This window comes from Magnetospirillum sulfuroxidans, from assembly GCF_018224925.1.
Lineage (GTDB): Bacteria > Pseudomonadota > Alphaproteobacteria > Rhodospirillales > Magnetospirillaceae > Magnetospirillum > Magnetospirillum sulfuroxidans.
Window position 1 is genome coordinate 117,152 of the sequence record NZ_JAGTUF010000007.1, and the last position, 25,448, is coordinate 142,599.

General features: G+C 61.8%; 29 protein-coding genes. 13 read left to right on the forward strand and 16 right to left on the reverse strand.

The features are described 5' to 3' along the window. Positions 1-17: 17 nt before the first annotated feature. The 8 genes from KEC16_RS09770 to tssG all read left to right on the forward strand — a co-directional run bounded on the left by KEC16_RS09770 (position 18) and on the right by tssG (position 7,756). Complete coding sequence (locus KEC16_RS09770; RefSeq protein ID WP_211548316.1) at positions 18-626, forward strand: hypothetical protein; 609 nt, start codon at positions 18-20, stop codon at positions 624-626. Further along, on the forward strand, positions 613-1,710 hold the full coding sequence (gene tssA / locus KEC16_RS09775) for a type VI secretion system protein TssA (RefSeq protein WP_211548318.1): 1,098 nt from the start codon (positions 613-615) through the stop codon (positions 1,708-1,710). Before KEC16_RS09770 ends, tssA begins: the two co-directional genes overlap by 14 nt. A gap of 98 nt (positions 1,711-1,808) precedes the next feature. Beyond that, positions 1,809-2,330 (forward strand): type VI secretion system contractile sheath small subunit, encoded by a 522-nt coding sequence (tssB, locus tag KEC16_RS09780; protein ID WP_211548320.1) that lies wholly within the window; start codon positions 1,809-1,811, stop codon positions 2,328-2,330. A 63-nt stretch (positions 2,331-2,393) separates the two neighbouring features. Then, positions 2,394-3,857 carry a type VI secretion system contractile sheath large subunit gene (tssC, locus tag KEC16_RS09785; RefSeq protein ID WP_211548323.1) on the forward strand — a complete coding sequence of 488 codons (1,464 nt, stop codon included), beginning with the start codon at positions 2,394-2,396 and terminating at the stop codon, positions 3,855-3,857. A 110-nt stretch (positions 3,858-3,967) separates the two neighbouring features. Continuing rightward, on the forward strand, positions 3,968-4,459 hold the full coding sequence (locus tag KEC16_RS09790; RefSeq protein WP_211548325.1) for an Hcp family type VI secretion system effector: 492 nt from the start codon (positions 3,968-3,970) through the stop codon (positions 4,457-4,459). 6 nt (positions 4,460-4,465) lie between these two features. Continuing rightward, a complete protein-coding gene (gene tssE / locus KEC16_RS09795) occupies positions 4,466-4,924 on the forward strand; it encodes a type VI secretion system baseplate subunit TssE (protein WP_211548327.1) in 459 nt (152 codons plus the stop codon). Continuing rightward, positions 4,914-6,731 (forward strand): type VI secretion system baseplate subunit TssF, encoded by a 1,818-nt coding sequence (gene tssF / locus KEC16_RS09800; protein ID WP_211548329.1) that lies wholly within the window; start codon positions 4,914-4,916, stop codon positions 6,729-6,731. The genes tssE and tssF overlap by 11 nt, the downstream gene beginning before the upstream one ends. Next, positions 6,695-7,756 carry a type VI secretion system baseplate subunit TssG gene (gene tssG, locus KEC16_RS09805; protein ID WP_211548331.1) on the forward strand — a complete coding sequence of 354 codons (1,062 nt, stop codon included), beginning with the start codon at positions 6,695-6,697 and terminating at the stop codon, positions 7,754-7,756. The genes tssF and tssG overlap by 37 nt, the downstream gene beginning before the upstream one ends. Here tssG and zapE read toward each other — a convergent pair. Continuing rightward, positions 7,753-8,913, reverse strand: coding sequence for a cell division protein ZapE (gene zapE / locus KEC16_RS09810; protein ID WP_211548333.1), 1,161 nt, complete (start codon positions 8,911-8,913; stop codon positions 7,753-7,755). The genes tssG and zapE overlap by 4 nt on opposite strands. Positions 8,914-8,997: 84 nt before the next feature. After that, positions 8,998-9,930 carry a DHH family phosphoesterase gene (locus KEC16_RS09815; RefSeq protein ID WP_211548335.1) on the reverse strand — a complete coding sequence of 311 codons (933 nt, stop codon included), beginning with the start codon at positions 9,928-9,930 and terminating at the stop codon, positions 8,998-9,000. A gap of 148 nt (positions 9,931-10,078) precedes the next feature. On the opposite strand from KEC16_RS09815, the gene KEC16_RS09820 reads away from it, so the two are divergent. Beyond that, complete coding sequence (locus tag KEC16_RS09820) at positions 10,079-10,759, forward strand: hypothetical protein (protein ID WP_211548337.1); 681 nt, start codon at positions 10,079-10,081, stop codon at positions 10,757-10,759. Between the two features lie 51 nt (positions 10,760-10,810). Here the strand turns inward: KEC16_RS09820 and KEC16_RS09825 are convergent, their stop codons facing one another. From KEC16_RS09825 to sdhC, 4 genes are read right to left on the reverse strand one after another with little or no spacing between them, the layout of a single operon-like run. After that, positions 10,811-11,593, reverse strand: a complete 783-nt coding sequence (locus KEC16_RS09825) for a succinate dehydrogenase iron-sulfur subunit (protein WP_211548339.1) — start codon at positions 11,591-11,593, stop codon at positions 10,811-10,813. 24 nt (positions 11,594-11,617) lie between these two features. Continuing rightward, positions 11,618-13,399, reverse strand: a complete 1,782-nt coding sequence (gene sdhA / locus KEC16_RS09830) for a succinate dehydrogenase flavoprotein subunit (protein WP_211548341.1) — start codon at positions 13,397-13,399, stop codon at positions 11,618-11,620. A 5-nt stretch (positions 13,400-13,404) separates the two neighbouring features. Then, positions 13,405-13,785, reverse strand: coding sequence for a succinate dehydrogenase, hydrophobic membrane anchor protein (gene sdhD / locus KEC16_RS09835; RefSeq protein WP_211548343.1), 381 nt, complete (start codon positions 13,783-13,785; stop codon positions 13,405-13,407). Positions 13,786-13,799: 14 nt separating this feature from the next. Next, a complete protein-coding gene (gene sdhC, locus KEC16_RS09840; RefSeq protein ID WP_211548345.1) occupies positions 13,800-14,180 on the reverse strand; it encodes a succinate dehydrogenase, cytochrome b556 subunit in 381 nt (126 codons plus the stop codon). Between the two features lie 363 nt (positions 14,181-14,543). Between sdhC and KEC16_RS09845 the strand changes: the two genes are divergently transcribed. Together KEC16_RS09845 and KEC16_RS09850 are read left to right on the forward strand one after the other, a co-directional pair. After that, a complete protein-coding gene (locus KEC16_RS09845; protein ID WP_211548347.1) occupies positions 14,544-14,942 on the forward strand; it encodes a hypothetical protein in 399 nt (132 codons plus the stop codon). Between the two features lie 15 nt (positions 14,943-14,957). Next, positions 14,958-15,410 carry a bacteriohemerythrin gene (locus tag KEC16_RS09850; RefSeq protein WP_211548349.1) on the forward strand — a complete coding sequence of 151 codons (453 nt, stop codon included), beginning with the start codon at positions 14,958-14,960 and terminating at the stop codon, positions 15,408-15,410. Between the two features lie 102 nt (positions 15,411-15,512). Here the strand turns inward: KEC16_RS09850 and KEC16_RS09855 are convergent, their stop codons facing one another. Together KEC16_RS09855 and KEC16_RS09860 are read right to left on the reverse strand one after the other, a co-directional pair. Continuing rightward, complete coding sequence (locus tag KEC16_RS09855) at positions 15,513-16,568, reverse strand: MaoC family dehydratase (protein WP_211548352.1); 1,056 nt, start codon at positions 16,566-16,568, stop codon at positions 15,513-15,515. 11 nt (positions 16,569-16,579) lie between these two features. Further along, on the reverse strand, positions 16,580-17,467 hold the full coding sequence (locus KEC16_RS09860; protein ID WP_211548354.1) for an HpcH/HpaI aldolase/citrate lyase family protein: 888 nt from the start codon (positions 17,465-17,467) through the stop codon (positions 16,580-16,582). A 104-nt stretch (positions 17,468-17,571) separates the two neighbouring features. Between KEC16_RS09860 and pdxY the strand changes: the two genes are divergently transcribed. Continuing rightward, entirely contained in the window at positions 17,572-18,399 is an 828-nt protein-coding gene (pdxY, locus tag KEC16_RS09865; protein WP_211548356.1) for a pyridoxal kinase, read from the forward strand. A 63-nt stretch (positions 18,400-18,462) separates the two neighbouring features. Next, complete coding sequence (locus KEC16_RS09870; protein WP_211548358.1) at positions 18,463-19,089, forward strand: LysE family translocator; 627 nt, start codon at positions 18,463-18,465, stop codon at positions 19,087-19,089. Here the strand turns inward: KEC16_RS09870 and KEC16_RS09875 are convergent. The 8 genes from KEC16_RS09875 to lptC all read right to left on the reverse strand — a co-directional run bounded on the left by KEC16_RS09875 (position 19,086) and on the right by lptC (position 25,445). After that, positions 19,086-19,523: a GNAT family N-acetyltransferase gene (locus KEC16_RS09875; protein WP_211548360.1), complete on the reverse strand. Its 438-nt coding sequence runs from the start codon at positions 19,521-19,523 to the stop codon at positions 19,086-19,088. The genes KEC16_RS09870 and KEC16_RS09875 overlap by 4 nt on opposite strands. Then, the gene (locus tag KEC16_RS09880; RefSeq protein ID WP_211548362.1) at positions 19,520-20,197 is read right to left on the reverse strand and encodes a polysaccharide deacetylase family protein; all 678 of its coding nucleotides are present in this window, start codon (positions 20,195-20,197) and stop codon (positions 19,520-19,522) included. Before KEC16_RS09880 ends, KEC16_RS09875 begins: the two co-directional genes overlap by 4 nt. Before the next feature lie 2 nt (positions 20,198-20,199). Continuing rightward, positions 20,200-20,871, reverse strand: coding sequence for an FtsZ-binding protein FzlA (gene fzlA, locus KEC16_RS09885; RefSeq protein ID WP_211548364.1), 672 nt, complete (start codon positions 20,869-20,871; stop codon positions 20,200-20,202). A 56-nt stretch (positions 20,872-20,927) separates the two neighbouring features. After that, positions 20,928-21,392, reverse strand: a complete 465-nt coding sequence (ptsN, locus tag KEC16_RS09890) for a PTS IIA-like nitrogen regulatory protein PtsN (protein ID WP_211548366.1) — start codon at positions 21,390-21,392, stop codon at positions 20,928-20,930. 194 nt (positions 21,393-21,586) lie between these two features. Beyond that, positions 21,587-23,077, reverse strand: a complete 1,491-nt coding sequence (rpoN, locus tag KEC16_RS09895) for an RNA polymerase factor sigma-54 (protein ID WP_211548368.1) — start codon at positions 23,075-23,077, stop codon at positions 21,587-21,589. Between the two features lie 12 nt (positions 23,078-23,089). Then, positions 23,090-23,866: an LPS export ABC transporter ATP-binding protein gene (lptB, locus tag KEC16_RS09900; RefSeq protein ID WP_211548404.1), complete on the reverse strand. Its 777-nt coding sequence runs from the start codon at positions 23,864-23,866 to the stop codon at positions 23,090-23,092. A 53-nt stretch (positions 23,867-23,919) separates the two neighbouring features. Further along, complete coding sequence (locus KEC16_RS09905) at positions 23,920-24,771, reverse strand: LptA/OstA family protein (RefSeq protein WP_211548370.1); 852 nt, start codon at positions 24,769-24,771, stop codon at positions 23,920-23,922. Further along, the gene (gene lptC / locus KEC16_RS09910; protein WP_211548372.1) at positions 24,768-25,445 is read right to left on the reverse strand and encodes an LPS export ABC transporter periplasmic protein LptC; all 678 of its coding nucleotides are present in this window, start codon (positions 25,443-25,445) and stop codon (positions 24,768-24,770) included. The genes KEC16_RS09905 and lptC overlap by 4 nt, the downstream gene beginning before the upstream one ends. Positions 25,446-25,448: the final 3 nt, after the last annotated feature.

Below are 25,448 nucleotides of genomic sequence, written 5' to 3' on the forward strand. Positions count from 1 at the left end.
CCGGTTGGGAAGATGAAATGGCACGGGGTGTCAACGGCTATGTGACTATTAATGTCGGCGTCGCCAACGGCCACAGCAAGGTGAGCGCGGCCGGCGGCTGGAGTGACGATGAGCGCGCCCGCCGGGCCCGGCGCTTGCGCAAGGATGGCTGGAGCTACCGCCGCATCGCCGCCAGCCTGGACATGAGTTATGCCTCGGTCTGCCATCTGCTGGATGGCGAGGAAGCGCGCATCCCCCTGACCCCGGCGCCGGTACTGCCGATCCCGCGCCGGCCGACGCCCAGCACCTCGGCCCGCGCCCGCGCCATGCCGGCCGCCGCCCTGGCGGGCAGCGGCGGCGGCGGCGATGATCTCGGCTTTCCCACATCCGTGACCCGTATGGAAGAAATGGCCCAACAAATCGTCGTCTTGCAACAACGCCTGGATACGGTTTTGGCCCTGAACGAAGGCCATCGCCAAAGCTTGGCCCGCTTGGAACGCAGCATGGTCGCCACCTTGCAAAGCGAGCACCGGGCCTTGAGCCAACGCCTGAGCAACGCCGTCAAAGCGTTGTTGGAACGCATGATTCCCAGCAGCTTGCGCGCCTGGTCCGGGGCGGAAAGAAAGACCGACGATGACCAGGGTTGAAAGCGGCGATCGCCGTCCGCACAAACACACCGACCTGACCTTGACGACGATCCTGGCGCCGCTGGGCGGGGCTGGCGGCGTTGGCCCCGATTTGCGCAGCGAGCCCGACAACCCTCTGGCCGCCATAGAAGAAGCCCGCCGCCAGGACGATTCCCTGGATCAGGGGGTGTGGGTGCATGACCGCAAGATCGCCGATTGGGACATGGTGGTCAGTCTGTGCCAAAGCGTCCTCAGCACCCGTTCCAAGGATCTGCGCATTGCCGCCTGGCTGGCCGAGGCCCTGGTTCAGCGTGACGGCTTCGCCGGCATCGCCCCCGCTTTTGCCGTGATCGAGGCGTTGTGCCGGGAATTTTGGCCCGCCATCCATCCCGTCATCGACGACGATGGCGACCTCTCGGCCCGCGCCAACACCATTGCCTTGCTCAACAGCCGCCTACCGCCGGCCTTGCGCACCAAGCCGATCACCCAATCGGGCTTCGCCGAACCGGTGCGCCTGAGTTGGGGAGATTACGAAACCGCCCGGCTGTATCAGACACGCGGGAGCAGCCCCAACCAAGCCACCACCACCGTCTTTCAAGACAGCGCCGCCGCCACCCCGCGCCAGATCCTGGAAAGATTGCGCGACGACGTGCAAGCGGGCCTGGATGCGGTGGAAAGCCTGGATGGCTTCCTTGACGACGCCTGTGGTCGCGACGCCCCCTCGCTGATGGGGATCAAGACTCTGCTGATCGACATTTCCGCCTGGTTGGGGGCCACGCTGCCGCCTGCCGCCTTTTCCCCCGCCCCCGAGCCGCCCCAAGCGGCATTCGCCGGAGATTCCGAGATGGCCGCAGCCGCGCCCTCGCCCCTTTCCTCCCGTGACGGCTTTGCCAGCGGTCCCATCGGCAGTCGCGATGACGCCTATCGCCGATTGGCCGAAATCGCCGATTACCTGATGCGAACCGAACCGCATAGTCCGGCCCCCTATGTGCTGCGCCGGGTCCTGGGCTGGAGTCACATGCCCCTGCACGAGGTTTTGATGGAAATGGCCAGCGGTCGCAATGAGCTGTCCGCAATTCTTGAACTTATATTATCTCGTGAGTAAACCAGCGTTAAAGCGACCGTAAAGAGTTTGACTCTGGTTTTATATAGAGTCAGAGTTGCGTAACTTTCTAATGATTCTGCACCTGATGGGAGAGTGTGATGGCGGAAAGCTCACAAAAGTGGTTACTGCGAAATCGTCCGCCCCGCGTCAAGATTACCTATGACGTGGAAACCGGCGGCGCGATCGAACGCAAGGAACTGCCTTTCATCATCGGGGTGCTGGCCGACCTTTCCGGCAAACCGACCGAGGCGTTACCGGCGGTCAAGGATCGCAAATTCGTCGAGATCGACCGCGACAATTTCAACGAGGTTCTGGCCTCGATCAAACCCGAGCTGGTGGTGCGCGTTCCCAACCGCCTGGCTCCCGACAACGACGAACAATTGTCGGCCGCCCTAAGCTTCAGCCACATGGACGATTTCGGCCCGGTCGAGGTGCTCAAACAGGTCGAGCCGCTGCGCCGCCTGTTCGAAGCCCGCGAACGTCTGCGCGATCTGCTGACCAAGCTGGATGGCAACGACATGCTGGAAGGCCTGCTCAAGCAGGTGGCGGAAGACCCGGCCAAGCAGGAAGAACTGAAGAAACTGCTGGCCCCCGCCGCCGAAGAGGCTGCCGCCGAATAATCAAGGGCCGGCGCGGCGCGCCGACTTCTCCCTTGCAGCCCATTCCGAGGAAACGAGGACACGATGGCCGACGAGACCACCACCACCGAGACCCCCAGCCTGCTGGACCAGATTTTTGTCGATGGCAAAATGGCACGCGAAGAATCGCAACGCCTGTACGCCCGTGAATTGCTGGCGGAATACGTCAACGACGTCCTGGCCCAGACCGGCGGCACCGTCCCCAACGATATCATCGCGCTGATCACCGATCATATCGCCCATATCGACGAGCTGCTGACCGCCCAGGTCAACGAAATCCTGCACCACCCCGAGTTCCAGAAGCTGGAAGCGTCGTGGCGCGGTCTGTCCTATCTGGTGTTCAACACCGAAACCAACACCATGTTGAAGATCCGCCTGCTCAACGTCTCCAAGCAGGATCTGCTCAAGGACCTGGAAAAGGCGGTCGAATTCGACCAAAGCGCCTTGTTCAAAAAGGTCTACGAAGAAGAATACGGCACCTTCGGCGGCACCCCCTACAGCTTGTTGGTGGGCGAATATGAATTCGGTCGCCATCCCCAGGACATGGCCTTGCTGGAAAAGATTTCCAACGTCGCCGCCGCCGCCCATGCCCCGTTCATCACCGCCCCCAATCCGGGGCTGTTCGACATGGACAGCTTCACCGAACTGGGACTGCCGCGCGATCTGGCCAAGATCTTCGAAAGCGTCGAACTGATCAAATGGCGGTCGTTCCGCGCCAGCGAGGACAGCCGCTATGTGGCGCTGGCCCTGCCGCGGGCGTTGATGCGTCTGCCCTATGGCCCCGACACCGTGCCGGTGGAAGGTTTCCATTACGTCGAAGAATGCGACGGCTTGGATCACAATCGTTATCTGTGGGGGAACGCCGCCTACATCATGGCCCAGCGCATCGGCTACGCCTTTTCCTGCTTCGGCTGGACGGCGGCCATCCGCGGCGTCGAAGGCGGCGGCAAGGTCGAGGGGCTGCCGGCCCACACCTTCCGCAGTCCCGATGGCGACATCGCCCTGAAATGCCCGACCGAGGTGTCCATCACCGACCGTCGGGAAAAGGAATTGTCGGATTTGGGCTTCATTTCGCTGGTGCATTGCAAGAACACCGATTACGCGGCGTTCTTCGGCGGCGCCACCTGCAACAAGCCCAAGCTGTACAACACGCCCCAGGCCAACGCCAATTCGCGGCTGTCGGCCATGCTGCCCTATATTTTGAATGCGTCGCGCTTCGCCCATTACATCAAGGTGATCATGCGCGACAAGATCGGCAGCTTCATGACCCGCGACAATGTCGCCACCTATCTGAACACCTGGATGAGCATGTATGTGCTGGGCCAAGACGATGCCGGCCAAAGCATCAAGGCCCAATATCCGCTGCGCGAAGGCCGGGTGGACGTGTCGGACATTCCCGGCAAGCCCGGTTGCTACAATGCGGTGGTGTTCCTGCGTCCGCACTTCCAATTGGAAGAACTGACCGCATCCATCCGTCTGGTCGCCGAACTGCCGCCGCCGGCGGCGTGATCCGGGGCGCTTCGTTCCCGCTGGGGACGAAGCGCCGTTCGGAGGTTTTGCGATTGGGGTGTTTTGCAATTCCGGCGCCGGAATTGTTCTAACCAGGGAGCTTTTGGCCAATGGCCCAGAATTTTTTCATCAAGATCGACGGCATCGACGGCGAGTCGCAAGTCGATGGCCATACCAAGGATATCCAGGTTCTGTCCTGGAGCCATTCCTTCAACCAGCCGACATCGGCCACCCGCTCTTCCGCCGGCGGCGGCACGGTGGAACAGGCCAACCATGCCGACTTTTCCTTCACCAAATATGTGGACGTGGCCAGCGTTCCGCTGATGAAGTCGTGCTGGAACGGCAAGACCATCGCCACGGCCACCTTCACCGCCTATCGCTCGGATGGCGATTCGCTGATCGAATACCTGAAGGTGGAGATGACCAACGTCCTTATCTCCAACATCTCGTTCGGCGGCGGCACCGGCGACATGGCGTCGGAAACCATCACGCTGTCCTATAGCAAGGTCAAATACACCTATACCCAGCAAAAGGTCGCCGGCGCCGGCAATGACGGCAACAAGGCGGCATCGCACGATCTGGCCCTGCAAAAGGTCGAGTAGGTCAGAGTGGCGGGGCTACAGCCCATCGAAGGCGGACGGGCCTTGCTGTTCGAACGCCTTATCGATGGGGAACCGGGACAACGGGAAGGCAAGCCGTTCATTTTACATGACCGGAATGGCTTGATGCGTTCGATCGCCACCGAGTTGGAGCGGTTGCTGTCGACCCGTTTGTCCGTCCCCCCGCGAGCATTGGAAAAGCGGCAACGCGGCACCCTTGATTACGGCATCCCCGACGGGGCCATCATCAGCCCGGCCGACCCCCAAGGCTGCCTGGTGCTGGCGGCACAGATTCAAGCCGCCATCGTCGTCTTCGAGCCGCGGCTGCAAGATCCACTGGTTTCGCTGCGGCCCGTGGCGACCCAGGGCAATGCGCTGATTGCCGATATTGCCGCCCATTTGGTCATCGACGGCCTGCTGGAGCCGGTTTCCTTCGCCATTCCGCTTGGGGCCGGCGATGAGCGCTGAAGATCCCGATCCGCTGTTTCGCGCCTATGTGAACGAACTGGCCTATCTGCGCACGGCCGGCGGCGAATTTGCCCGCATTCACCCCAAATTGGCCCGCCGCCTGGAATTAAGCCGCGAAGGCTCCGCCGATCCGCAGGTCCAGCGCCTGATCGAATCCTTTGCCTTTCTGACCGGGCGCATCCAGCGGGAAATCGAAGCGGACTTTCCGCTGATCCCGGCGGCGGTGCTGGGGACATTATACCCCCATCTGACCGCCCCCGTGCCCTCCATGGCCATTGCCCGCTTCATCACCGATGCCGAACATTCGCGCGCGGTCATGGGCATATCGGTGCCCGCGCGCACTCAGCTTTTCGCCACGGCCGAGGATGGCCTGACCTGCCGCTTCCTCAGTTGCTATCCGGTGACCTTGTGGCCGATCACCGTCGGCGCGGTCGAGGTCCTTCCCCCCTTCGCCATCCCGGCGGTGGCGGCGCTGGCCGAAGACACCAAGGCCGCCGCCATCTTGCGCGTCCGACTGCAATGTCAAGGCACCCGCAATTTCGCCGAGATGACCCCCGATCGGCTGCGCTTTTTCATCGACGCCGACCATGCCACCGCCGAGGCCTTGTACGAGGTGCTGTGTCACCGGGTCTGCGCCATTGCCGCCCTGCCCGACGGGGCGGAAAACACCGCCGGCGGTTCCATCCGCATCGAACCGGTGGGCTTTGGCGCCGACGAGGCGGTATTGCCGCATCCAAACACCGCCCATCAAGCGTATCGTCTGTTGCAGGAATATTTCCTGTTTCCGGAAAAGTACCAATTCCTCGACGTCGCCGGCCTGCCGCCCATGGGACCGGGAACCAGCGTCGATTTGCTGTTCCTGCTGACCTCGCGACCGCCGGCCGGGCTGATTTTGGACCAAGACACCTTGTGTCTGGGCTGTACCCCCATGGTCAATCTGTTCCTTCGCACCAGCGAACCGATCCGGCTGGATCACACCCAGACCGAATACCGGCTAAACCCCGATATCCGCTGGGAGCGGGCCACCGAAATCCACACCATTGTCAAAGTGTCGGACACCGCCGCCGCCAATAGCGCCGACCGCGCCATATTGCCGTTCTTTTCCGTCTCGCATCCGCCATCGGCGGGGGCGCGCGATTGCTATTGGATGGCCCGGCGGCAGCCCACCGGCCGCCCCGATCTTCCCGGCACCGATATCGTCTTGTCATTCAAGGATTTAGGCTTGCAGCCGGCCGTGCCGGAAAGTGCGGTGCTGTTCGCCCATACCCTGTGCACCAATCGCGGCGCCGCCGAGCAATTGCCGGTGGGATCGCCTTTATCCATGGAATTCGGCGCCCCGGTGGCTTCCATCGTCTGCCAGACCAGGCCGACCCAGCAATTGGCCCCGCCCGAGGATGGCGAAACCTTGTGGCAGCTGGTCTCGCACCTATCGCTCAACCATTTGTCCTTGGCCGGCGGCCATGAAAGCCTGGCCGCCTTGAAAGAGATTTTGCACCTTTACGGTGGATTGCGCGGCCCACGCGGCCAGCAGGTGATCGATTCCATGGAAGCGCTGTCGACGCGGCGGATCATTCGCCGTATGGGCGAGGATGCTTGGCGCGGCTTTTGTCGCGGCACCGAGGTGACCTTGACCGTCGATGATCGCGTTCTCGGACCGGGACTTTACCTTTTCACCGCCGTTCTATCGCGCTTTCTTGGGCTTTATTGCGGCGTCAACATGTTCACCCAATTGGTGGTGGCGTCGCGCCGGCACGAAGGAACCTGGATCAGATGGCCCGCCCAATCCGGCGAAGCAACCATTCTCTGACCGAACAGCTGCGCAACGAGCCGCACCGCTTTGCCCTGTTGCAAGCGGTGCGGCTGGCCGAGCAGGCCATACCCACGGCTGTGCCGGTCGGCACCGGCTTTGATCCCCGGCGCGAGGCCATCCGCCTGCGCGGCAGCCTGTCGCAATCCTTTCCCGCCAGCGATATCGTCAGTTGGACCGAGGGCAAAGACGGCGAACCGCCTTCGCTGCTCTCCGCCTTTCTCAGCCTTGGCGGCGCCTTTGGTCCATTGCCGCCGCCCTTGTCCGAACTGGGGCTGGAACGGCAACGGCGCGGCGATACCGGCATTCGTGACTTTCTCGATGTCTTCAATCATCGGCTGATGTCGTTGTTCATCCGGGCCAAGCGAATTCACCGCCCGCCCCTGCAACCCGGCCGCCCCGAGGACACCGACTTCGCCCGCCTGCTATGGGCCTTGTTGGGATTATCGACGCCGGGCTTGCGACATTCCCAATGTCGCCACCGTCGGCACCGCCTGAATGGCCAGGACCAAACCTTGCTGGCCTGCGTCGGCTTGCTTAACCAACGCCCGGTCAGCGCCCATGCCATCGAACAGACCCTGGCCTATGCCTTGAACGTGCCGGTCGCGGTTATTCCTTTCGTCGGTCGTTGGCTGTCCTTGGACGAACACCAGACCACCGTACTGGGTCAGCTTGGCCGCAACACCGCCCTTGGCTCGGAAACGGTGATCGGCACCAAGGTTTGGGACCAAAGCGCCGCCATCCGGGTGGAACTAGGACCAATGACCTTGCCGCAAATGCGGCGCCTGCTGCCCGGCGCCCCCGATCACCGCGCCCTGTCCACCGTGCTGGAATACGCCCTGGGAGACAGCGTCGCCGTTGACGTCAAACTAACCCTGGGGGCGAAACAAGTCCCGGTTTCACGGTTATGGGCGAAAACGCCGTCCCGCCTGCCGCGCCTGGGCTGGACGTCGTGGCTGACCAGCCGCCCCCGCCATCAACCGGGCGAAGTCCTTCTGCGTCTCGCAAGCCCTGATCCGGGTTAGACCAGGTGCTGCCGAATCACGTAATCCTCGGCTTGCATTTCCATCAACCGCGACACCGTGCGCTGGAATTCGAAAGCGCCGATGCCGGTGGGGTATAAACTTTCCGGCGGAGCGGCGGCGGAACAGACCAGGGTCACCTTGTGCTCGTACAGGGCATCGACCAAGGTGACGAAGCGGCGGGCTTCGTCCTTGTTGTCGGGCGACAGCAGCGGCACCCCCGACAGCACCAAGGTGTGATACTGGCTGGCCAGCTCAAGATAATCCGACGCCCCCAACGGGCGACCGCATAATTCCTTGAAGGAAAAGCGGGCCACGCCCATCGCCGCCTTGGGGATATCCAGCACGCGGCCGTTGACCATGATCTGATCGGGCCGCGCCGCCGCGCCCTCGGTCAGACGGGCGAAGGCCTTGTCCAACTCCGCTTCCGCCGCCGCGCCCAAGGGGGCGTGATAGACCTGGAGGCCACGCTTGCGCCCCAGGCGGTAATCACGTTCGGAATTCAGTTCCAACAAATCCAGACGCTTGGCCAGCAGATCAATGAACGGCAGGAAGCGTTCACGCTGCAGGCCATCCTTGTACAGATCCTGCGGCGGCCGGTTCGACGTCAGCACCACCACCACGCCATTGTCCAACAGATGTTGGAACAGCCGGCCGACGATCATGGCATCGGCAATATCGGTGATCTGCAATTCATCCAGGCACAGCAGCCAGGCATTATCGGCCAGTTGCCGCACCAGCGCCGGGATCGGATCATCGCCCTTTGCCCCGGCCTTGCGCCAGGCATGGATCGACGCATGGATGTCGCGCATGAATTCGTGGAAATGCACCCGGCGCTTGCCCGGCGCATTGGTGTATTCATAGAACAAATCCATCAGCATGGATTTGCCCCGCCCGACCTCGCCAAAGATATACAAGCCCTGCTTGGGGACTCCATCCTCGCAATCGCCGGGATGCCATTGCAGCCCGGGCAAAGGCGGCGGCTTGCCGCCCAAGCCGAAACGGGCCAGCCAGCCCTTTTCTCCGGCACTGGGACGATAGCCGCGAATGGCCTTGGACAGGCTTTGCAGCTTTTCCACCGCCAGTTCCTGCGCCGGGTCGGAGCGGACAGTGCCGGCGCGCAAGCGGGCACGATATTCGAAGAGAGGTCCATCGGTCATGGCGCAGCACCCTACCCTAACGGGGGGCAAAGGAAAAGAGCGCGGGTGGGACCCCGCGCTCTTCTTTACCGCGATCCGCGAAAATCAGCCGTCGGCGTTGATCTTGGCGATCAAGGCTTCCTGCACCGTCGGCGCGGTATCGTTGCCGACCTGGCAAGTACCGGCCTTTTCATGGCCGCCGCCGCCATAGGACAGGCACAGCTCGCCCACATTGGTCTTGGCCGAACGGTTGACGATGGAACGGCCGATGGCAAACACGGTGTTTTGCTGCTTCAGCCCCCACAAAACGTGGATGGAGATATTGCACTGCGGATGCAGGGCATAAATCATGAAGCGGTTACAGGCGTAGATGGTCTCTTCGTTGCGCAAGTCGAGAACCACCAGATTCTTATGCACCTTCGAGCACCGCAGCAATTGCTCCTTGGCCTTTTCCTCGTGCTCGAAATAAAGCTCGGTGCGTTCCTTGACGTCGGGCAGCGCCAGAATCTGCTCGATGGAGTGATTGCGGCAATAATCAATCAGTTCCATCATCAACTGATAATTGGAGATACGGAAATCACGGAAGCGCCCCAGACCGGTACGGGCATCCATGATGTAATTCAGCACCGTCCAGCCCGTGGGCGAGATGATGTCGTCGAGGGAGTATTGGGCGCTGTCGGCCTTATCCACCTCTTCCATCATCTTGTCCCACGCCGCCGGGAAGCGTACGGCGCCGCCGTAATAATCATAGACAACCCGGGCCGCGGACGGCGCCTTGGCGTCGATGATGTGATTGTCCTTTTTGCCGACGCGAATGGTTTCCGACAGATGATGGTCGAACGCCAGGTTCACCCCGTCCACATAAGGTAAATTAGTGGTGATGTCGTTGGCGCCGATATCGATCACCCCGTCCTGCATGTCCTTGGGGTGGACGAACTTGATGTCGTCGATGATATCGAGCTGCTTCAACAAGACGGCACAGACCAAGCCGTCAAAATCACTCCGCGTGACCAAACGGAATTTCTTACCGTCGGACATATTATTGCTCCTTCCCGCGTCCAGAACGGAAATCCTACTCCTGCAAACGATTCAGAACAACCGGCTCCACGCCCGATCTCCTCTTTCCCCCTGGCCGTCCCTGGGATAAACAGAAGGGAGCAATGTCCCGAACCCAAGCGAGCCAGCCATGCGCGTCGCCTCTTTTGTCTTGATCGCCGCCACCGCCTTGGCCGGATGCGCCGAAGCGCCGTTCGTCGAACGTGAAATCAACAGTAATGTCGACAAGCCGATCAACAATGTCACCACCAACGGCACGGCTATTGTTTGCCATGCCGACAGCGCCCCCTGGGCGGCGGTTGAGGCCGAAGCCGCTGATGCTTGCGGCCAATACGGTTATTTCAGCCGTTTTGTTCAGACCCGGCGCTATCAATGCCGGATCACGGCCCCGCATCAATCCACCTTCGCCTGCTATCACCCGGACATGACCGACGCCAAAGGCGTTCTGATCAATCCCAGTGACGAAAAGGCCGTCCTGGCCTGGCAAAAGCGTACCGGCAAATTGAAGCCAAAGCCGCGCATCGCCTTGCCGGAAGATCAGCAAATAGCCCCGCCGCCAGCCACCTTGCCGAACGGGCCGCTCGCCCCGCAAGCCGCGCCGCCTTTGGCTGCTGGCAGCACGGGCGGTCAGCCGGCATTTGCCGCCCCGCCCCCCAGCTATCGCCCCCTGACCCCCGCCGACATTGCAGGCAAGCCCGACATGGAAGCCGCCCCGATCTTGGCGGAACCGCCGCCGGTGGTTCCGCTTTATCCGGCTGGCGGCGGCTATAGCCTGCCGCCCGGAAGCTGGGGGCAACACTTCGAGCAATAAAAAAACCCCGCCGGATTGCTCCGGCGGGGTTTTCCTATCTTTGCCGTCGGATCAGACGCCGCGCTGCAACAGCTTGGTCTTGATCGAACCGATGGCCTTGGCCGGGTTCAATCCCTTCGGGCAGGTCTTGGTGCAGTTCATGATGGTGTGGCAGCGATACAGCTTGAAGGGATCTTCCAGCGCATCAAGGCGTTCACCGGTCATTTCATCGCGGGAATCGTGGATCCAACGGGCGGCCTGCAACAGCACGGCCGGGCCGAGGTAACGATCACCGTTCCACCAGTAGCTGGGGCAGCTGGTCTGGCAGCAGAAGCACAAGATGCATTCCCACATGCCGTCAAGCTGTTCACGCTCTTCCGGCGATTGCAGCCGTTCGCCATCCGGCGGCGGCGGCGTTTGGGTCTGCATCCACGGCTTGATCGACGCCAATTGCGCGTAAGGCACGGTCAGATCAGGGATCAGATCCTTGACCACCGGCATATGCGGCAGCGGATAGATCTTGGCTTCGCCCTTGATGTCCTCGATCGGCTTCAAACACGCCAAGGTGTTGGTGCCGTCGATGTTCATGGCGCACGACCCGCAGATGCCTTCACGGCACGAGCGGCGGAAGGTAAGCGTCGAGTCGATCTCGTTCTTGATCTTCAACAGGGCGTCGAGAACCATCGGACCGCAATGGTCCAGATCGATTTCGAAGGTATCCAGGCGCGGGTTTGACCCCGAATCCGGATCATAGCGGTAGATCTTGAACGCTTTCACGTTCTTGGCGCCGGCAGGGGCCTTGTGGGTCTTGCCGGATTGCACGCGGGAATTGGCGGGCAGGGCGAATTCGACCATGTCTTTGCTCTCCTTGACCGGCCTTTAGTAGACGCGCTTCTGCGGCTTGATGTACTCGACCTCGTCGGTCAGCGTGTAGGTGTGAACCGGACGATAGTCCAGCTTCACCTTGCCGTTGTCGACCCAGGCCAGCGAGTGCTTCTGCCAATTGACGTCGTCGCGATTGGGGAAATCCTCGTGGGCATGGGCGCCGCGCGATTCGTGCCGGGCTTCCGCCGACACGATGGTCGCCAACGCGCAATCCATCAGGTTTTCCAGCTCGAAAGCCTCGACCAGATCCGAATTCCACACGGTGGAACGGTCGTTGATCTTGATCTGCGACAAGGTGGACGCAACCTGGTCCATCTTGGCGCAGCCTTCGGCCAACGACTTCGAGGTACGGAACACGGCGGCGTCCATCTGCATGGTCTTTTGCATGGCCAGACGGATTTCGCTGGTATGCATCGAGCCGCTGGCGTTGCGCAGACGATCGAAGCGGGCCACCGCATTGTCGCCGGCATCTTGCGCCAGCGGCTTATGGGTGGTGCCGGCCTTCAGCGTCTCGGCCGCCCGCAGCGCGGCGGCACGACCGAAGACGACGATGTCCAGCAACGAGTTAGTGCCCAGACGGTTGGCGCCATGCACCGACACGCAGGCCGCCTCGCCGATGGCCATCAGGCCCTCGACGGTGGCGTCGGGATTGTCGGCGGTCGGACGCAGCACTTCGCCATGCACATTGGTCGGAATACCGCCCATGTTGTAATGCACGGTCGGCAGCACCGGAATCGGCTCCTTGGTCACATCGACGCCGGCGAAAATCTTCGCCGTCTCGGAAATGCCCGGCAGACGCAATTCCAGGGTCTCGGCCCCCAGATGCTCCAGATGCAGATAGATGTGGTCGTTTTCCTTGCCCACACCACGGCCCTCGCGGATTTCCATGGTCATGGCGCGGGAAACGACGTCGCGGGACGCCAGATCCTTGGCGGTCGGGGCGTAACGTTCCATGAAGCGCTCGCCGGCCGAATTGGTGACATAGCCACCTTCGCCACGGGCGCCTTCGGTGATCAGACAGCCCGAGCCGTAGATGCCGGTGGGATGGAACTGCACGAATTCCATGTCCTGCAACGGCAGACCGGCGCGAGCGACCATGCCATGACCGTCGCCGGTGCAGGTATGAGCCGAAGTGCAGCTGAAGAAGGCGCGGCCGTAACCGCCCGAGGCCAGCACCACCTTGTGGGCGCGGAAACGATGCAGCGACCCATCGTCCAGGTTCCAGGCCATGACGCCGCGGCAGACGCCGTCTTCCATGATCAGGTCAAGGGCGAAGTATTCGACGAAGAATTCGCAGCCATGCTTCAACGACTGGGAATACAGCGTGTGCAAGATGGCGTGACCGGTCCGGTCGGCAGCGGCGCAAGCGCGCTGGACCGGGGCCTCGCCGAAATTGCGCATGTGGCCGCCGAACGGGCGCTGGTAGATCTTGCCTTCCGGCGTGCGCGAGAACGGCACGCCGAAATGTTCAAGTTCGTACACCGCCGGCACCGCTTCGCGGCACATGTATTCGATGGCGTCTTGGTCGCCCAGCCAGTCCGACCCCTTGACGGTGTCGTACATGTGCCACTTCCAGTTATCCTCGGCCATGTTGCCGAGAGAAGCGCCGATACCGCCCTGGGCGGCCACGGTGTGCGAGCGGGTGGGGAACACCTTGGTGATGCAAGCGGTCTTCAGACCGGCGGCACCCATGCCCATGGTGGCGCGCAGGCCGGCGCCGCCGGCGCCGACGACCACGACATCATAGGTGTGGTCGATGATCTTGTACGCAGCCATTGCAGTTAGCCTCCGATGGCGACTTTGAGGATCGAAACGGACATGCTGATCGCCAGCAGGGCGGCAATCAGCTTGGTCGCCAGAAGAGCGGCGAACTTCTTCGCCTTGCAGCTGACATAGTCCTCGATGACCATGGCCAGACCCAGCGACGCGTGGTAGCAGGTCAAGGCGACGGTCAGAATCAACAGGGCCGAATTGGGGGCCTTGGCGATCCAGGCGGTGAAGGCGGCGTGGTCGGCGCCGGCAAGGCCGGCGATGGAGGCCACGAACCACAAGGACAGCGGAACCAGCCCGACAGCGGTGACGATGGTCGACCAGTGATGGCCCATGCCGGATTTGGCGGAACCAAGGCCGCGGGCGCGGCCGATGGGGGAACGAAGGGTCATGTCAGTGTTCTCCCTTAGGCCAGACCGATGATCCAGGCGATCACGGTCAGCGCGACGGCGGCGACCAGCGCCACCTTGGCTGACAGGTACGCCTGCGGAATTTCGAAACCCCAGCCGGAATCCCACAGCAGGTGGCGGATGCCGTGGCTGAGATGGAAGAACAAAGCCAGCGTCCACCCGAACAGGAACAGCTTGCCCAGGAACGAGCCAAAGACAGCCTGAACGAAGCTGAAATATTCCGGCCCATTGGCGGCAGCGCACAGCCACCACGTCAGGGCGAACAGGCCAATCACCAAGCCAACGCCGGTGATACGGTGAGTGATGGACATGATCGCCAGCAGCGGCAGGCGATAAATGTCCAGATGCGGAGAAAGCGGCCGATTGCGCGTGCTCATGGGTTGGGCCCCCGAAACTCTGGATTGCGGGGCAAAACGCCCCCTACATGCGGCAATGTGGGCCAAGTGTTTAGCGTTTAGGGACACCAGAGTCAACGCCGAGAGCCACACTTTTTGGCGGGGGCAGCTACCCAGCCCCCGCCCAACAGGGTAGTAAGCCGATCACTCCCCCACATGCAGGTACAGCATAACCGCCATGAATGGCACGCAGTCACAGAAAAATATGAGGCGAAAAGCCCGGAAAGGTTGACTTGCGCACATATCCATAAAATTTCATCTAATTTGAAATTAAAATAATAATGCACAATCGTTAACTATAAACATGTATCATAAATAAAAAATAAGAAGACAGAGGAGGATACCATGATACCGCTCAGGAACGACGACAGCATAAACGCCAATATATGCGACGACGTTACGCATATGCGGCAAGAGCTGCGCGCCATTCACATGGAAATCCAGAAGACCCTGCAATGCGTTTCGGAACTGGTGTCCGCCATTAATGACATTCGGACGTCACAGGCGCAGATATCCGCTCGCTTGGGCGTCGCCGCAGCCATCCAAGCCAAACGGAAAGAAGACACCTCTCATTGCCATGCCTGCGGCGGCCCCGTCACCCGGCATCCGGCCGAAGCAGGAACCTTGCTGCTGTGTCCGGCTTGCGGCTGGAGCGAATTTATCGGCCGCGATGGCCGCGAATCGTCGGAAGTCCGCCCCGACGTGGCTCCTTTTTGCTCTCGTCATAACCCTTGGGCGGCATAAGTCGCGGAGGCCACCATGTCCTTGCTTGACCTGCTCCACCTCCACCACCCGGTCCCGCCGCCGCCGCCTGACGAGCTGATCCATTGGGATGAAACGCTGTCGGTGGGCAACCCGATCATCGACAACGAGCATCGCGAGATCGTCACCGCGCTCAACCGCTTTTACCTCGACTGGGTCCACACCGCCCATGATCTGGACCTGGAAGCCGAGTTGAAAAAGCTTAAAGTGATCGTCGACACCCATTTCGCCAACGAAGAAGAGCTGATGGCCTGCCACCACTGCCCCAGTTTGGCTGGCCATATCCGTGAACACCGTCAGATGCAGACTGAATTACAGGCTATCGCCGTCAACGCCCCCAGCTTGAGCGGCGCCAAACTGGAAGCGCGCCTGCTGCGCTTCATCCGCCGGCTGGTGATGAGCCATGTGTTGTCATGGGATATGGACGCGCGGGAATATCTGCGGCCATGAAACGCGGCCCGCCCGATTGCGGTGTTTTGGCATGTTGATTTCGCCGACCGACAGCGCAAGCGGCGGGTTCATGGCCATGAACCCGCCGCTTGGCTTGGGGCATCAGCGCTTGGGCATCAGCACCGTATAATCGAAATCCAACACCACCGCCGCGGCAAAGCCCTTACCGTCTTCAGCCTTCAAGGTGAAATCGGCGGCGGACTGATTCTTCAAGGCGACCAGACGCAGGCGGAGGGCGCCAATGTCGGAGCGGCCGGGAAGATCGAACTTTTCCAGCACTTCCGACCACGCATAGATGGTGTCGCCGGCAAAGGTCGGATTGACGTGGCGGCCGCCATTGATGGCGGCGATCTTGAAGGCATTGCCCAGGCCGTTGAACGACAAGGCGCGCGCCAGCGAAATGATGTGGCCGCCATAGATCAGCCGGCGGCCGAACCGGCCCTGACCCTCGGTGTGCTGGTTGAAATGAACCTTGGCGGTGTTCTGCCACAGCCGGGTGGCCATCATGTGCTCGGCTTCCTCGATGGTCATGCCGTCAACATGGTCGATCTTTTCACCAATGGCATAATCGTCCCACCGATGGGGAGAACCGGCCAGCACGTCGTCATAGCCGGCGGCGGACAGGCCGGCGGGGATGACCAGATCGGCGGCGGCGACCGCCCCCGGCAGATCCGGCACCACTTCGGCCGGAGCGGCGGCGGCGACATCGCGCTTTTTCACCATCACCCAGCGCACGTAATCCACCACCATCTCACCCTTCTGATTGGTGCCGATGGAACGGACATAAACGACGCCGGTTTGCTTGTTGGAATTTTCCTTCAGTCCGATCACCGTCGAGACGGTGGTGACGGTGTCGCCGGCATAAAGCGGCACGCCAAAGCGCCCGGCGGCATAGCCGAGATTGGCCACCGCGTTCAATGATACGTCGGGGACGGTCTTGCCGAACACCAGGTGAAAGGCGGCCAGATCATCCAACGGCTGGCCCGGCATGCCACAGCCCCGGGCGAATTCCACCGATGAATTAAAGGCAAAGCGCGAACCGTACAACGCGGTGTACAGCGCCATGTCGCCTTGGGTCGCCGTCCGCGGGGTGGCGTGACGGATTTCCTGGCCGATGCGAAAGTCTTCGAAGAAATTGCCGGAATTGGTCTTGGTCATGGGAAATATCCTTACTTGCCCAAAGCCGCTTCCAGCTGGGCGATCTGTTCGGCCAGGGCGACCAGGCGCTTGGCGTTTTCCACGTGCAGGTTCTCGATCAGCTTGCCATCGACCACCACCACGCCCTTGCCTTCGGCCGCCGCCGCCGCATGGGCGGCGATGATGGTTTGCGACCATGAAACGTCCTTTTCCGACGGGGCAAACAGGCGGTTGGCAACGTCAATGGTCTTGGGGTGAATCAAGGTCTTGCCGTCGAAACCCAGTTCCAGCCCTTGCAGACAATGGGCCTCGAAGCCGGCATCGTCGTTCAGGTCCAGATAGACGCCGTCAATGGCGGCCAAGCCATAAGCCCGCGCCGCCAGCAGGCACAACCCCAAGCTGGTGATCATCGGCAGCCGCATGGCGGTGTGGGCGCAATGCAGGTCTTTGGCCAAATCCGACGTCCCCATGACGAAGCCGCCCATGCGCGGGCTGGCAAGGGCGATTTCCTCGGCCCGCAACATGCCCTTGGGGGTTTCCATCATGCACCAGATGGCCATGTCGGCCGGCGCCCCGTTGGCCTGCATGATCGCTTCGACCTGACGGACCATGTCGGCGCTTTCCACCTTGGGAATCAAGATGCCATGCGCCCCGCACGACGCGGCGGCGGCAACGTCGGCATAGCCCCAGGGCGTGCCCAGGCCATTGACGCGAACCAGCAATTCACGACCGCCATAGCCGCCGGCCTTGACCGCGTCGCACACCTGTTGGCGGGCGACATCCTTGGCGTCAGGAGAAACGGCATCTTCCAGATCCAAGATCAGGCCGTCGGCGGCAAGGCCACGGGCCTTTTCCAAGGCACGGGCATTGGAGCCGGGCATATAAAGGACGGAACGGCGAGGACGGGCGGTGGCGGCCATGGGGACGATCCCTTGCAAGAAGAAACAGGCTGGGGAACCTAGCAAGTTGCGTTAAGCTAGGCAAGGTTGCAGCGCAACAATACGTCGTCACGGACCAGCTTTCCATGAAGATTCTTTCGCTCAATTCATCCGTGGCCTGCGGTCACGTCGGCAATTCCGCCCTGACCCTGCCGTTGCAGCGGCTGGGATTTCAGGTGGTTGCGGTCAATAGCGTGCAGTTTTCCAACCATCCCGGTCACGGAACATTCGGCGGTGACGTCTTTGCCCCCGCCCATGTGGACCGGGTGATTGATGGTTTGGATCGCGCCGGCTTCCTGGCCGGCTATGACGGCATTTTGTCCGGCTATCTGGGCGAGGCCGCCAATGGCGCCGCCTTACGGCGCATCCTGGCCGCCAACCCGCGGGCGCTTTATCTGTGCGACCCGGTGCTCGGCGATGACGGCCGCTCGTATGTGCGGCCGGGGATCGCTGAATTCCTGGCCGGGCCGGCCCTGGCCGCCGCCCGCATCCTCACCCCCAATCCGTTCGAACTGGCCAGCCTGAGCGGCGCCCCGGTCACCAGCCTGGGTCAAGCCGTCGCCGCCGCCCGCGCCCTTGTCGCCCAAGGCCCCGAGATCGTGGTCGTCACCAGCCTTGATCGCGATGGCGATGCCGTCTGCGCCGCCATCACCGCCCAGGATGTCTGGCTGGTGCGCACCCCCCGCCTGCCCTTCCCCCACCCCGTCAACGGCGCCGGCGATTTGCTGGCGGGCCTGATCCTGGCCGAACGATTGCGCGGCGCCGATGTTCCCACCATGCTTGGCGACGCCGTCTCGCGCCTGTTCGCGGTGTTGGAGCGGACCCTGCAAGTCGGAAGCCGCGAGCTGGCGCTGATCGCCGCGCAAGACGCGGTGGTCACCCCACCTCGGATGTTTGTCGCGCAACGATACTAGGGTTGTTCCGCCGGCCGCTTTCTGCTTACCTTCCGCGACAAAAGCAAGACCAGGACATTCTGGGTGAGCGAGTATCTTTATCTGCGCGGTATCGCCATCGGCTTCGCCATCGCCGCCCCCATTGGGCCGGTGGGATTGTTGTGCATCCGCAAGGCGCTGGCCGATGGCCGCCTCGCCGCTTTCGTCGCCGGATTGGGCGCCGCCCTGGCCGACACCTTTTTCGGCGCCGTGGTCGGGATGGGCCTGGGGGCCGTCTCGCAATTCATCGAAGGTCACACCCCGATCATGAAGGTGGTCGGCGGCCTGTTCATGTTGGGCTTGGGGCTGCACACCTGGCGCGCCGCCACCACCAGCCTGGAAAGCGAGCCCGATGCCGATAAAGGCCCCGGCATGGTGCGGGATTTCCTGTCGACTTTTGTCATTACCATCAGCAATCCCGGCACCATCTTGGGCGTGGTCGGGGTCTTTGCCGCGCTGGGCGCCTCGGCCCAGGCCAAGGGCATGGAAGATCAAATGTCGCTGGTCGCCGGCGTCTTCACCGGCTCGGCCCTGTGGTGGGCGGTGCTGACCGAATTGACCATCGCCGTGCGCACCCGCTTCACGCCGGAACGCATGCGGCTGTTCAACCACATTTCCGGCGCCTTGTTGATGGCATTGGGCACGCTTGCCCTGGGGTCGTTGCTGCTTTAGCGCAGCTTCTTGCGCATCAGGATTTCATCCTCGCCGACGCTGATCAGGTCGTTCAATTCGGCCTTTTCGACAAAGCCGTTGCGGCCATAAAAATCACGGCCGCGATGATTAAAGGCCGAGACGCAGACCCACAGATTGCCGCCATTTTGCCCCGCCGCCCAGGCCAGCAAGGCCGAACCGACGCCTTGGCTTTGCCTGTCGGGCACCACCGCCAGCATCTCCACATAGGGACCGCGCAGCCAGGGCGAACGCAGACACAGCAGACCGACCGGCTGGCCGTCTTGTTCATAGACCATGCGCAGCAAATTGGCGTCGTCACGGGTCAGGTAACCGGCCAGACCATCATCGGAAAAGCCCAGCCGCCGCCACGGGTCCATGTGAGCCAAAGCTTCGGCCAAGGCCGGCGCTTCAAAAGCAAGCAACGGGCGGATCATTTCAACACCTCATCCAAACGCACGAATTGGACCCCGCGTCGCCGCAACTCGCTGACGATATCAGGCAGGGCCTTGGCCGTCGCCGGGGCACGGCCGTTGACATGGAAGATCAGAATATCGCCGGGCCGCGTCTTTGACAGCACCCAGTTTTTTAAATGCGCAGGAGCCAAGCCCGGCGTCGGATCGCCCGAGGCAAAGCTCCAATGCACCACCTTATGGCCGCTGGCTTCCACCGTCGCCAAGGTGTCGGCGTCGTAATTGCCGGCGGGAAAACGGAAAAACAGCGGCTGACGGCCGGTAATGCCGGCAATCACCGCATCGGTGTCGGCAATCTGCGCCCGCACCCGATCCTGGGGCAGTCGTTCCATGTGCTGGGGATGGTCGAAGGAATGGTTTTCCACCTCGACCAGCGGCGATTTGGCCAATTCAGCCAGTTCCACCCGATTGCGATTGGCGAACAGGCCGGTGGCGAACACGGTGAACGGCAGCTTTTCCGCCGCCAGATAATCCAAGATGGCCTGATCGAAATAAGCCGGCTTGCCGCGACCTTCGCAGGCATCGAAAGTCAGCGCCACCCGCATGTCCTTGGTCGGCAGATGCTCGATCACCTCGGCCTGTGCCGACGACACCATCAAAGCCGCCCCCAGGGCGGCAGTCGCCAGCCGCAACCACATGCCTAGAAATCCAGATCGGAATAATGCTTAGGGGGCGGGACGCCGGGCAATTGATCGCTTAGCAGAACCCGGAAGCTGGGCCGCGACTTGACCCGGGCGTACCAATCCTTGGCCCCAGGATGACGATCCCACGGCACGTCACCGATATAATCGATGCAGGAAATCTGCGCCGCCGCCGCCACGTCGGCCAACGAATAATGCGGCCCCGCCAGCCATGGCCGCCGCTCGGCCAGCCAGGCGATATATTCCAGATGCTGGTGAATATTGGCGAAACCGGCACGGATCAGGCGCGAATCCGGCGCCCCCTTGAGGGTGGTCAGCCGCTTGGTCACCTTTTCATCAACCAGATTGCGCGTCACCTCGTCGTGGAACTTGCGGTCGAACCAGCCGACCAGCCGCCGGGTTTCGGCGCGGGCTTCCGGTTCGGGCGGCAGCAACGGCGGTTCGCGGTGAACTTCATCCAGATATTCACAGATGGCGTTGGCGTCCCCCAGAACGGTGCCGCCTTCTTCCACCAGCACCGGCAGATCGCCGCCGGGGCTCAGTTCCAAAAACTCGTCGCGCCGTTCCCAGAACCGCTCGATCTGTTCGATGAATTCCAGCTTCTTCTCGGCCAGGACCACACGGACCTTCCGCGAGAAGGGGCATAGGGGATAGTGGTAGAGTGTCCTCATGGCCCCGTTCTACCGTGTTTTGCGTTGCAAGAACAGAGGGTGCGCACAGGGGGGCCTCAGGCGGCGCGACTGGCCGGCGATTCGGTCAACAGGGCATACAGCGCTTCCGGGCTGTCGGTGCCGCGCAGCTTCTCGCACACGCCCTTGTCGCGCAACAGCCGCGATACCCGCGCCAACGCCTTCAGATGATCGGCGCCGGCCGATTCGGGGGCCAGCAGCAGGAAAATCAGATCGACCGGATGCTCGTCGATGGATTCGAAATTGATCGGCCGTTCCAGCCGGGCAAACAGGCCGTACAGACGATCCAGGCTTGGCAATTTGCCATGGGGAATGGCGATGCCATTGCCCACTCCGGTGGTTCCCAGACGTTCGCGCTCCAGCAACACATCAAAGACGGCGCGTTCGTGCAAACCGGTGAGTTCCGCCGCTTTCTTGGCCAAATCCTGCAACGCCTGCTTTTTCGAGGTCGCGCGCAAATTCGGAATGACGGCAGCCGGAGTAATCAGGTCGGCGATGTCCATGAAGTACAAACCCTCTGGTTTCAGAGCAGATTCCCCGAGAGAAGGTAGAACCTTCCACTTCGGACCATTGCGGACCGTCATCCGCGTCTTTTGGCCTCTTCATGGTCCCGGCCATCAAGGCGCCGGCGACCGGTTCAGGGAAGCGCCGGACCATAATTCCGCAACACTTCCAAGTCAAGCATCCTGGGGTCTTATTACCCTCCCAGGGCCTTTTCCCGCCGGCGCTGAACCGACGAGGGAATATTCATGCCTTCCCGGTATTTTGCCACCGTGCGGCGGGCGATGTCGACACCTTCCGCCTTCAACACCTCGACAATGCGGTCATCCGACAGCACGGCCTTGCCTTCGGCGTCGATCAGCGCCTTGATGCGATGGCGCACCGATTCGGCCGAATGGGCATCCCCGCCGTCATTGGAGCCGATGGCTTGGGTGAAAAAATACTTCAATTCATAGATGCCGCGCGGGGTCGAAATATACTTGTTCGAGGTCACCCGGCTGACCGTACTTTCGTGCATGCCGATGGCCCCGGCGATATCGCGCAACACCAACGGCCGCAGATGTTGGACCCCAAGCCGGAAAAAGGCGTCTTGCTGACGAACCAGTTCGGCCGCCACCTTCAAAATGGTGGTGGCCCGCTGATGCAGGGATTTGACCAGCCAATTGGCGGATTGAAAGCGTTCCGACAGATAGGTCTTGTCGTCGCGCTTGCGCGTTTGATCGGCGATATGGGTGTAATAGCGGGTATTGACCAAAACCCGCGGCAAGGTGTCGGAATTCAGCTCGACCGACCAGCCGCCGTCCTGGGCGCGGCGCATCAGCACATCGGGGGTGACCGGCTGCGCCACCACATGATCGAAGCGTAGCGCCGGCTTGGGATCCAACGCCTTGATCTCGCCGATCATCTCGGTCAGATCCTCGGCGTCGATGCCGCACACCTTCATCAGTCCGACCAGATCGCGCTTGGCCAGCATTTCCAGATTGTTGAGCAAGGCCTGCATGGCCGGGTCCAGGCGGTCGCGCTCGGCCAGTTGCAGGGCCAGGCATTCCTTGAGCGAACGGGCAAAGGCGCCGATCGGGTCGAAACGCTGAACCTTGACCAGCACCAGCTCGATATCGGCGCGCGAACAGCCCAGCTTGTCGGCCAATTCGTCCAGATCGCCGATCAGATAGCCCGATTCGTCCAACATCTCGATCAGATGCAGCCCGATCAGCTTTTGCGCCGGATTGATGATGTCCATATTCAACTGGGCGATCAGGTGGTCGCGCAGCGAAATCTCGCCGGCCAACGTCTGTTCCAGGTTGTTTTCGCCGTCATCGAAACCATGATGACCGCCGCTTTGCCCCCACTGGCCGAACGCTTCGCCGTTGCTGACGCCATCGGCGGCGCTGTCGTTGTTGTAGAGGTTGTCGTAATCCACATCCATGCCGTCTTCGGCCGAGGATTGGGTCATGCCGTCAAGCATGGGTTCCTCGGCCTGGGCCTGAGGTTCCGGTTCGGGGGCGGCCTCGGGCTCGCCGCGCTCGGCGTCTTCGCGCTCCAGCAACGGGTTGCGCTCCAGCTCCTGCTCGATAAACGCGGTCAGTTCCATATTGGACAATTGCAGCAGCTTGATGGCCTGCTGCAATTGCGGCGTCATCACCAGAGATTGGCTTTGGCGAAGATCAAGGCGGGGGGTAAGAGCCATGGCGCTACGCTATCACAGACTGAAGCGTTCACCCAGATAGACGCGGCGAACGCCTTCATGGGCGACAATCTCGGACGGCCGTCCTTCCATCAGAACCACTCCATCATGCAAGATGTAAGCGCGGTCGATGATGTCCAGCGTTTCGCGCACATTGTGATCGGTGATCAAGACGCCGATGCCGCGATCCTTGAGATGCGACACCAGGTCGCGAATATCGGAGACGGCAATGGGATCAATGCCGGCCAAGGGCTCGTCCAGCAAGATGAAATGCGGCTTGCAGGCCAAGGCGCGGGCGATTTCGACGCGGCGGCGTTCGCCGCCCGATAGCGCCATGGCCGGCGCCCGGCGCAAATGTTCGATCGAGAATTCCGCCAGCAGGGAATCCAGGGCGGTTTCACGCGTCTGGCGGTCCGGCTCGATGGCTTCGAGCACCGCCATGATGTTGCCTTCCACCGTCAACCCGCGAAAGATCGAAGCCTCTTGCGGCAGATAGCCGATGCCAAGGCGGGCGCGCTGATACATGGGCAGGCCGGTGATGTCTTGGCCATCCAGCATGATGGCGCCCGAATCGGGGTTGATCAGTCCGGTGATGCAATAAAAACAGGTGGTCTTGCCGGCGCCATTCGGCCCCAACAATCCCACCGCCTCGCCCCGCTGCACCGAAATCGAGACATCGCGCAACACCGAGCGGCGCTTGAAATGCTTGCCGATATTACTGGCGACCAGCCCGGCATTGGCGGCGACCAAGCGCGGCCCAGTCACCATGGGCGGGGCCATTTCGATGGTCATTTCATCCGCCACCTGCTCTGCGGGTTCGATCCCGGTCATATTCTTCCCGCCCTTTACCGCTTGTCGCCAGACGCGCCGGCCCCCTTGAACACCGCGCGACGCTGTTCCGGACTCTGCTTTTCTGGCGTGAAAGTACCGCGCACCCGCGTATCGCCCGGCACCCCCGGAGCGGCGCCGAACAATTTGCTGATTCCGGTATTTAGATTGACGTGGGCATAGCCCCCGTTCAACTCGTTCCCATCGCGGATGATCTTAACCGAACCGGCAACGGTGGCGATACCGGTTTCCAGGTTGTAATCGGAACGGTCACCGGTCACCACTTCCTTGGGCGTGGTCAGGATCACATGACCGTAACCATCGGCGCGTTGCAATTCCAGACTGCCCTTGGCCCCATCGCGGAAATGCGCGGTCAAGACGTCCGATTGAATCTTGCGGTCTTTCTGGAACGCCACGGCATCGCCACGGGCGACCGCCATGCGTTCTTTTTCCCAATATTCCAGCGTATCCTTGGCGGTCACCTGGTCCGTCGGGGTGACCATCTTGGCCGGTTGGCCGCGCAGGACGAAGATGGCCTTTTCCAGATCATAGGTGGCCTTGAAACCGGTCGCGGTCTCCGTCGGCGTCTTGATGGTGACGTTGCCATCGGCATCCAGCCGCCAGATTTCATTGCCGCCGGCGCCATCGCGGTAATAGGCGGTCAAGGTGTCGGCGGTGACCGTCACCGTGCCGCGCACCGCCTTGGCATTGCCGCGGGCAATGACGCGGGTGGCGTCGGAAACCCACTCGATGCCGTCATCGGCATAGACTTGGATTTCCTCGTTATTGCCGCGCCCCAGGTTGAAGCCCTGAGCCAATGCCGGCGCCGGCAACGCCAAAGCCAGGAAAAGAAGCCATCGACCGATCATTTCTTCCGCCCCGCCCCCTTCAAAGACATGCCCGCCTGGCCGGTGACGATGATCTGGCGACCTTCGTCAAGAATGCGAAATCCCTTGCCATTCAGGCGGCCTTGCGGCCCGTTGCCGGTAACCGGATCATGCCCTTCGGCCGTCGAATCTTTCAGATTGATGCGGGCGCGCTGGGTATGCAGCTCGTAGCCCTGATCGTGATAGAGGTTAACGTCGCCTTCCAGGTCCAGCCATTGTTCTTGCTGGTAATAGGTTCCCAGCTTGGCTTCGATATAGACCCCGGCGCCGCCTTGGGTGACGAAATCCGCCTTGGGATTGTCCAGCACGACGACGCCATTCTGAGGGTCTTCCTCGACGCCGCGATCGGCGGTGACGGCAAACGGATTGTTGCGCTTATCAACGCCCTGATAGCGAGCATTGATCATGGACAGGTTTTCCACCGCGTTCGGCGTCAGCTTGGCGAAGCCCAGTTGGAAGCGTTCGTCATTGCCGCGCAATTGCGGCCACAACCCCAACAGCACCAACAGCACCAAGGCCGTGGCCGGCAGCGCCACCCGCAACAATCCGACCCGGCGAGAATGCATGCGATGGGCCACCGGCTTGACCGGGTGCGGATGGCTCCGCCCCCGCTCGGGCTTGGGCCTCAGATCACTATCGGCGCGCAGGTCGACCATGGT

What these genes read in the sequence shown, in the direction of transcription:
- KEC16_RS09850 (WP_211548349.1), top strand. Translation starts at nt 14,958, where the DNA reads ATGTCCTTGCTTGACCTGCTCCACCTCCACCACCCGGTCCCGCCGCCG.
- KEC16_RS09860 (WP_211548354.1), bottom strand. Translation starts at nt 17,467, where the DNA reads ATGGCCGCCACCGCCCGTCCTCGCCGTTCCGTCCTTTATATGCCCGGC.
- KEC16_RS09905 (WP_211548370.1), bottom strand. Translation starts at nt 24,771, where the DNA reads ATGATCGGTCGATGGCTTCTTTTCCTGGCTTTGGCGTTGCCGGCGCCG.
- KEC16_RS09880 (WP_211548362.1), bottom strand. Translation starts at nt 20,197, where the DNA reads ATGTGGTTGCGGCTGGCGACTGCCGCCCTGGGGGCGGCTTTGATGGTG.
- rpoN (WP_211548368.1), bottom strand. Translation starts at nt 23,077, where the DNA reads ATGGCTCTTACCCCCCGCCTTGATCTTCGCCAAAGCCAATCTCTGGTG.
- tssB (WP_211548320.1), top strand. Translation starts at nt 1,809, where the DNA reads ATGGCGGAAAGCTCACAAAAGTGGTTACTGCGAAATCGTCCGCCCCGC.
- sdhD (WP_211548343.1), bottom strand. Translation starts at nt 13,785, where the DNA reads ATGACCCTTCGTTCCCCCATCGGCCGCGCCCGCGGCCTTGGTTCCGCC.
- tssG (WP_211548331.1), top strand. Translation starts at nt 6,695, where the DNA reads ATGGCCCGCCCAATCCGGCGAAGCAACCATTCTCTGACCGAACAGCTG.
- tssF (WP_211548329.1), top strand. Translation starts at nt 4,914, where the DNA reads ATGAGCGCTGAAGATCCCGATCCGCTGTTTCGCGCCTATGTGAACGAA.
- KEC16_RS09875 (WP_211548360.1), bottom strand. Translation starts at nt 19,523, where the DNA reads ATGATCCGCCCGTTGCTTGCTTTTGAAGCGCCGGCCTTGGCCGAAGCT.
- lptB (WP_211548404.1), bottom strand. Translation starts at nt 23,866, where the DNA reads ATGACCATCGAAATGGCCCCGCCCATGGTGACTGGGCCGCGCTTGGTC.
- KEC16_RS09855 (WP_211548352.1), bottom strand. Translation starts at nt 16,568, where the DNA reads ATGACCAAGACCAATTCCGGCAATTTCTTCGAAGACTTTCGCATCGGC.
- KEC16_RS09845 (WP_211548347.1), top strand. Translation starts at nt 14,544, where the DNA reads ATGATACCGCTCAGGAACGACGACAGCATAAACGCCAATATATGCGAC.
- KEC16_RS09770 (WP_211548316.1), top strand. Translation starts at nt 18, where the DNA reads ATGGCACGGGGTGTCAACGGCTATGTGACTATTAATGTCGGCGTCGCC.
- sdhC (WP_211548345.1), bottom strand. Translation starts at nt 14,180, where the DNA reads ATGAGCACGCGCAATCGGCCGCTTTCTCCGCATCTGGACATTTATCGC.
- KEC16_RS09820 (WP_211548337.1), top strand. Translation starts at nt 10,079, where the DNA reads ATGCGCGTCGCCTCTTTTGTCTTGATCGCCGCCACCGCCTTGGCCGGA.
- zapE (WP_211548333.1), bottom strand. Translation starts at nt 8,913, where the DNA reads ATGACCGATGGACCTCTCTTCGAATATCGTGCCCGCTTGCGCGCCGGC.
- tssA (WP_211548318.1), top strand. Translation starts at nt 613, where the DNA reads ATGACCAGGGTTGAAAGCGGCGATCGCCGTCCGCACAAACACACCGAC.
- lptC (WP_211548372.1), bottom strand. Translation starts at nt 25,445, where the DNA reads ATGGTCGACCTGCGCGCCGATAGTGATCTGAGGCCCAAGCCCGAGCGG.
- KEC16_RS09825 (WP_211548339.1), bottom strand. Translation starts at nt 11,593, where the DNA reads ATGGTCGAATTCGCCCTGCCCGCCAATTCCCGCGTGCAATCCGGCAAG.
- tssC (WP_211548323.1), top strand. Translation starts at nt 2,394, where the DNA reads ATGGCCGACGAGACCACCACCACCGAGACCCCCAGCCTGCTGGACCAG.
- pdxY (WP_211548356.1), top strand. Translation starts at nt 17,572, where the DNA reads ATGAAGATTCTTTCGCTCAATTCATCCGTGGCCTGCGGTCACGTCGGC.
- ptsN (WP_211548366.1), bottom strand. Translation starts at nt 21,392, where the DNA reads ATGGACATCGCCGACCTGATTACTCCGGCTGCCGTCATTCCGAATTTG.
- fzlA (WP_211548364.1), bottom strand. Translation starts at nt 20,871, where the DNA reads ATGAGGACACTCTACCACTATCCCCTATGCCCCTTCTCGCGGAAGGTC.
- KEC16_RS09815 (WP_211548335.1), bottom strand. Translation starts at nt 9,930, where the DNA reads ATGTCCGACGGTAAGAAATTCCGTTTGGTCACGCGGAGTGATTTTGAC.
- sdhA (WP_211548341.1), bottom strand. Translation starts at nt 13,399, where the DNA reads ATGGCTGCGTACAAGATCATCGACCACACCTATGATGTCGTGGTCGTC.
- KEC16_RS09790 (WP_211548325.1), top strand. Translation starts at nt 3,968, where the DNA reads ATGGCCCAGAATTTTTTCATCAAGATCGACGGCATCGACGGCGAGTCG.